Consider the following 5,823-nt stretch of genomic DNA (forward strand, 5'->3'; position numbering starts at 1 on the left):
ACTGGGGCGAGAAGTGGACCTCGGCGCTGACCCCGGCCAAGACCACGGGCAGCAGGTTCGAGCAGCCGCTGCCGCCGACGATCCCGCAGGGCACCAAGATCGGCTGGGGGGTGCGGGCCTGGGACGGGGAGCAATGGGGGCCCTGGAGCTACTCCGGCGCGCAGACCGGCTGCTACTTCTACTACGACCCGGCGATTCCGGGGAAACCGACCGTCACCTCGCAGGAGTATCCGAAGGGCGGGGTATGGCGCGGTGGTGTCGGGGAGGCCGGACGGTTCGTCATCTCCGACTCGCAGGGGGTCGCCAGCCGGTATGAGCTCACCCTGAACAGTGTCGCGATCAGAAGTGTCGCCACCACCAACGGGGCGGCGCAGGTGGTGGAGCTGGCACCGACCCGCTCGGGCCCGAACGTCCTGGAGGTCGAGGCGTTCTCGGCCGCGGGCCAGAAGGGCGCCAGTGTCTCCTACGAGTTCCTCGCCAACGCCGGAGCCGACCCGGTAGCGCGCTTCACTCTGGATGAGGGCGCCGGATCCACCGCGGTGACCTCGACCGGTCCCGGTCTTTCGGCGTCCGTGGCAGGGTCGGCGACGCTGGGTGGTGAGGGCAAGCACGGTACCGGGCTGTCGATGGACGGCGTTTATGGCTTCGCCGAGAGCACCCTTCCGCTGGTCGACCCCACCAAGAGTTTCACGGTGTCGGCCTGGGCCAAGCCGACCCAGTACGGAATGGTGAACATCCTGGCCCAGAACTCCACGTTCCAGAGCGCGTTCCAGTTGGGAATCGATCCGGCGGGGATGCCGGTGTTCAAAAGCCCTCCACCGACACCGACGGCGGAGGCGGACCCTGGCAGCAGGCCACCGACGATGTCCCGCTCCCCGTCGGGGAATGGAGTCACCTGACCGGCGTGTACGACCAAAGCGCCGCACAACTACGACTGTATGTGAACGGACAACTGCAGGCTGCTTCGGATGCGGGCACACCATTGGTGTCTCACGGCGCGTTCGAGATCGGCCGCAGCCTCTACAACCGGGCCTTTGTGAACTATTGGCCGGGCTCCATCGACGACGTTCAGGCGTTCACCCAGGCGTTGTCCGGCGAGCAGGTTCAGCAACTCGCCGGCGGCGCGAACCCCGCTGGGGCGAATATGGCCGCGCACTGGAACATGGACGAGCCGGCGGGCAAGATGCGGGTGTACAGCCCCATGGATCCGTGGAAGGCGACCCTGCAGGGCGGGGCGGCGCTGGGTGCCGCAGGGCAAGCGGGCACCGCCATGCGGCTCGACGACATGACCCAGGCCCACGCCGGAACCGACCGTCCCCTCATCAACACCATGCGCAGTTTCGCGGTATCGGCATGGGTCCGCCTGGAAAAGGGCGACCGCACCCGGACGGTACTCAGCCAGGACGGCACGAGCAGGAGCGGTTTCTACCTCAAATACGATGCCGCCTATCAGAAGTGGGCCTTCTCCAGGGTCAAAGTCGATACCGGTGACGACACCACCGCCTACCAGGCGTTCTCGAAAGAACCCGCCGTCCTGAACTCCTGGACCCACCTGGTAGGGGTGTACAACCGGAACTCCGGAAAACTGCAGATCTATGTGAACGGCGACCCGGGAACCGAGAGCCCGGACGTCTCCTCGCTCTGGCTTGCCGATGGCGGATTCCAGATCGGCCGGAGCAAGTGGGCTGGACTGCAAGCCGACCACTGGCCCGGCCTGGTCGACGACGTCCGCGTCTACGACCGGATCATCGGCCCGCAGGAAGCCCAGGAGATGGTCACCCAGCACCCCGTGCTCAAGGCCCGGTGGGTGCTGAACCAGGAGCCGGTGGACGATGCGTTCAAGGGGCCGGCGGGCTCGCCCGCGCTGTCGCTGCACAATGGCGCGGCGATCGTCGACGGTGCCGGGATCGGCCTGACCGCCGTGGCGGGCCTTCAACTCGATCCCACCACCAAGGCGTTCGCCGAGAGTGCGGCGAACGTGGTGAAGACGGATCAGAGTTTCACGATCGCGGGCTGGGTGCGTCCACCCCTTGGACGCCCTCAGCAGCCGGTGACCGTTTCTCCCAGGCCGGGGCGAATACCGATGCGTTCGCGCTGCGCTACGTCCCCGGTGCGGATCCGGCCTTGCAGGGGAGTTGGCAGATCCAGATGCGAAATGCCGACGACCAGACCGCCGCACCGATAGTCGCCGTCCACGGAGATTTCGATGAGCACGACTGCAACACCTTCACCACCACTTACGACGTGCGCGGGCGGAAGATCCAGACCACCGACCCCGACAAGGGCACCACAACCTTCGGCTACGACGACCTCGACCGGGTGATCTCCACCACCGACGCCCGCGGCAAGAAGATCTTCACCAGCTACGACGGCCTCGGCCGCAAGACCGCCACCCGCGAGGGGACGGCGGACGGCCCGCTGCTGACCTCTTTCGACTACGACACCGCAAAACTAGGCAAGGGCCTGGCAGCCGGTGCAACTCGCTATTACAACAATGCCCAATACGTCAGCAACATTCGCGAATACAACGCTCTGGGACGCGTCCGCAGCGCCACGGTCACCATTCCGCAAGCCGAAGGCCCGCTCGCCGGAACCTATTCCACGGTCTCCGAATACAACAGCGACGGAACCCTGCGAACCCTTAGACCCCCTGTCGCCGGCGGCCTGCCCTACGAAACGCTCACCAATACTCATGACGCGCTCGCCCGTCCCACCCGGCTGACCAGCAGTCTCGGCACCTACATCGACAACGTCACCTACCGGGCCACCGGTGAAGTCCAGATCATGGACTTCGGCCCGGTCGGCAGACGCGCCTTCCAGACCTTCCATTACCAGTACGGCACGCAGCGCCTCGAACGCGCCAACACCTCCCGCGAAGGCATCAACGGTTTCGCCCGCAGTGCGCTCTACCACTACACCGACGCCGGGACGGTCACGTCCATCACCGACACCTCCGACGACGGCGTCGACAACCAGTGCTTCACCTACGACCACCTGCAACGCCTCACCGAAGCCTGGACACAAGGCAGCACCGACGCCTGCGCCGCCGAACCGGCCGGCTCACTGATCGGCGGCCCGGCCCCGTACTGGCACAGCTTCAAGTACGACAAAGCAGGAAACCGCACCAACGAGACGCGCCATGGCATCGGCGGCGTCGCCGACACCGTACGCACCTTCGCCTACGCGCCCCCCGGGCAGGGCAACCGCCTCAACCAGGTCACCGAGACGGGACCCACCGGCCAGCGCACGGACGGCTACACCTACGACGCGACAGGCAACACCACCACCATCCAGACCGCCGACGGCAGCCCCGCCCCCAGCGCCCAGACCTTCGACTGGAACACCGAAGGCGAGCTGGCGAAGGTCACCGAGAACGGTAACGATGCGACCTTCATCTACGACGCTGACGGCAACCGCCTGATCCGCAAGGATCCCGGCGGCACCACCCTCTACCTGCCGGGCGGCACCGAGCTCCGCGCTTTCAACGGCGCCTCCACCGCGACCGGCACCCGTTATTACAGTTTCGCCGACCAGATCGTCGCGATGCGCACGTCCGACGGCAACGTCACCTACTTGACGGACGATCATCAGGGCACCGCCCAGGTCGCCGTCAACGCCGCCACCCTCGCCGGAACAGTTCGCCGTCTTACGCCCTTCGGTTCCATCCGCGGTATGGACGAAGACGCCACCTGGCCGAACGACAAGGGTTTCGTCGGCGGCACCCAAGACCCCACCGGCCTCACCCACCTGGGCGCCCGCGAATACAACCCGGAGACCGGCCGCTTCATCTCCGTCGACCCCATCATGGACCAGGCCGACCCCCAGCAGATGAACGGCTACAGCTACTCCAACAACAACCCCGTCACGCACGCCGACCCCGACGGCCAATGCCCACCCGACATCTGCGGCGCCGGTGTGATAAACGTCGGCCACAGCAAACCGGCCACGACCGGCGGCTGCGGTCATGACGTCTGCACATCACCGAGGAGAGCCGCAGACGCCGCCCGCCGAATGTGGCAGCCGGTTCGAGTAAAGATCAGCCGCGTCATCATCAACGCGAGCTCCGCCGCGGCATACCGTGCGGCATTCCTACAGGCGTTGCTCGAGAGGGGTAAGAGCGGTCTATGGGTCGACAAGCATGAACCGCTGCCGGATTGCATACCCGGTGCGGCCGGCCGGGCAAGAGGCGCCTGTGCTCCCGGTGATCTCGACATCCTCACACGGTTCGGCGAGCTGATCTGCAAAATTGGCGGCTTCAAATGCGGCCACATCTCCAACAGCGCCTATTTCAAACTCGGCCTCGCCGGATTCATTCCCGGCCAGGAGGGCGCCGGTGGTCATCCTGGCGGCGTTGGAGGGGGCAGACCTCCCAGCTCCGGAAAAGTCCCGGAAGCGGACAAACCCCCCAAGCGTGGAAAAGCCCCAGAGGTGAGTTGCCGGAGCAGCTTCGTGCCAGGGACGACGGTTCTCATGGCCAACGGCGATCGGAAACCGATCGAAGCCGTCGAGGTCGGAGACGAAGTAATCGCCACCGACCCCGAGACGGGTGAGACCAGGGCACAACCCGTCCTAGGAACGATCACCAGCAAGGGCGACAAGAACCTCGTCCAGATCACGGTCGACCGCCACGCCACCTTCGTACCCTTGAAAACCGAGGGGTCCACATCGACCAGAGCCCTCGTCGACAGATCCGGCGTCGTCATAGCCACCGACACCCACCCCTTCTGGGTCGCCGGCGACATCGACGCCTGGGTCGAGGCCGCTGATCTCAAACCCGGCATGTGGCTCCGCACCAGCGTCGGCACCTACGTCCAGATCACCGCCACCAAGCTGTGGACGACCCACCACCAACGCGTCCACAACCTGACCATCGCCAACACCCACACCTATCATGTAGGGGTCGGTAACGACTCGGTCCTCGTCCACAACCGTGGTTGTGTACGGAGTTATTCGTCCCACGCCAGAGATCAGATGGAAGAGCGGGGTCTGACGGAGGACATGGTGGAGCAAACAGTGGAAAACGGAAAGAAGAGGAGAGGGAATAGACCTGGTACGCACAAGTACAAGACCAAGAATATTTGGGTAGTGGTCAACAGTAATGGGCATGTGGTGTCTGTGGGGCGAAATTGACGAAAAGTGTGGAGCGAAGTGCAAAGGTGCGAATCTCGACGGAGGTCGACGCACTGTACATTCAGCTCGCCGACGATATTCTTCCCGGCGAGTCCGTAAAGAATGAATCGTTCAGGGTGAGGACGCGGAACTTGGAGGTCATATTCGATTTCTCCGTCGATGACCACCTGCTCGGTATCGAGATTCTCGGCGGCTGGGGGCTCCTCAAGGACTGACTCGCCACCGATCGTTCGGAGTTCTTATATAGCTTTATCTCGTTCCTGAAGTGTCTGGGCTGTCCTTGCGTTGCTCTGGCACAGTGCCGAGTTGATCGGCCTGTCTCCAGAGTCGCTGGTCGGGCGGGTCGCTCGGGAGGGTGGCGGTTTCGGTGAGGCGCTCGTCGCTTTCGCCGCGCGCGAGCCTCAGAACAGGACCATCTCCGTCATGTCGTATACAGCCCATGGGGACGGTGAGAACTTCACCTGTCGCTGTGACAGGGCCATCCGGTCCCTCGCGGGTGGTGGCCGGTGGGCGTGGGTGAGGCGCGAAGTGGTCTCTTCTGGGCGAGGCATTGGCTTGGGGGTGGGTGGCGCGGAAGGATGTTGGGGTGACGCCGTCCGCTGGTTCGCCGCCTCCTGGAATGCCGCCGTACCGGAGGGGGTCGGGTCTGCCGCCGGTCGGGATGCGGGTGTCTGGTGGGCGTGGGGTTCCGGA

3 protein-coding genes are annotated in these 5,823 nt (G+C 64.9%); all 3 read left to right on the plus strand.

Annotation, left to right across the window (positions count from 1 at the left end):
* Positions 1-700 precede the first annotated feature (700 nt).
* From ETD83_RS38450 to ETD83_RS38460, 3 genes are read left to right on the plus strand one after another with little or no spacing between them, the layout of a single operon-like run.
* A complete protein-coding gene (locus ETD83_RS38450) occupies positions 701-2,185 on the plus strand; it encodes a LamG domain-containing protein (protein ID WP_230421477.1) in 1,485 nt (494 codons plus the stop codon).
* Positions 2,149-5,130 (plus strand): RHS repeat-associated core domain-containing protein, encoded by a 2,982-nt coding sequence (locus ETD83_RS38455; RefSeq protein WP_138650115.1) that lies wholly within the window; start codon positions 2,149-2,151, stop codon positions 5,128-5,130. Before ETD83_RS38450 ends, ETD83_RS38455 begins: the two co-directional genes overlap by 37 nt.
* Positions 5,131-5,156: 26 nt before the next feature.
* Positions 5,157-5,345, plus strand: coding sequence for a DUF2283 domain-containing protein (locus ETD83_RS38460; RefSeq protein ID WP_171064681.1), 189 nt, complete (start codon positions 5,157-5,159; stop codon positions 5,343-5,345).
* Positions 5,346-5,823 lie beyond the last annotated feature (478 nt).

Origin of the sequence: Actinomadura soli, from assembly GCF_005889715.1 — a bacterium.
Classification (GTDB): domain Bacteria; phylum Actinomycetota; class Actinomycetes; order Streptosporangiales; family Streptosporangiaceae; genus Spirillospora; species Spirillospora soli.

Bases quoted from the DNA above. Each gene is read 5' to 3' on its own strand.
- ETD83_RS38455 (WP_138650115.1), top strand. From the start codon at position 2,149: ATGCGAAATGCCGACGACCAGACCGCCGCACCGATAGTCGCCGTCCAC.